The organism is Roseateles sp. P5_E1 (genome assembly GCF_054049335.1).
Window position 1 is genome coordinate 1 of record NZ_JBFUMN010000166.1, and the last position, 817, is coordinate 817.

The following is an 817-nucleotide window of genomic DNA, read 5'->3' on the forward strand; positions in this document are numbered from 1 at the left end:
CCTCGCTGCGTTTGCCGGCCGCGCGCATCCGCGCGTTCAGCTGCATCGCCGCTTCCACCGCGGTCTGCCCGTGGAACTCGGCCGGGTAGCTGATCTTGAACAGCACGTTCTCCATTACGTAGCTGCCATACGCGCGCTGGAAGCGGAACGCCTGACCGCCGAAGGACACATCGTAGAAGCCCCAGGTCGGCGCGGTCAGCGCGCTGGGGTAGCCCATTTCACCGGCCGCAGCCATCAGCGACAGCCGCACCGCGCGGCTGGTGGCATCGCCGGCGGCCCAGCTTTTGCGGGATCCGGTGTTGGGCGCATGACGGTAGGTGCGCAGCGACTGGCCATCCACCCAGGCCAGCGACAGCGCGTTGAGCATGCGCTCGCGGTCCAGCCCCAGCAGGTGCGACACCACGGCAGTGGAGGCCACCTTGACCAGCACCACATGGTCCAGGCCGACGCGGTTGAACGCGTTTTCCAAGGCGAGGCACCCCTGGATCTCGTGCGCCTTGACCATCGCCGCAAGCACGTCGCGCATGGTCAGTGGCGGCCGGCGCAAGGCCTCGGCATTGCGGCTGAGCCAGTCGGCCGTGGCCAGGATGCCGCCGAGATTATCGGACGGATGGCCCCACTCGGCGGCAAGCCAGGTGTCGTTGAAATCCAGCCAGCGCACCATCGCGCCGATGTTGAAGGCGCCCTGCACCGGGTCCAGCTCGAAGCGCGTCCCGGGTACCCGCGCGCCATTGATCACGCGCATGCCAGGGACCAGCGGCCCGAGCAGCTTGCTGCAGGCCGGGAACGCCAGCGCGGCCAGGCCACAGCCCAGGGT

1 protein-coding gene is annotated in these 817 nt (G+C 68.9%); it reads right to left on the bottom strand.

The annotated features are described in order from the left end of the window. Positions 1-817, bottom strand: an 817-nt coding sequence (gene prpD / locus ACXJKJ_RS30385) for a 2-methylcitrate dehydratase (protein ID WP_457395126.1), incomplete at both ends; no start/stop codon positions are given.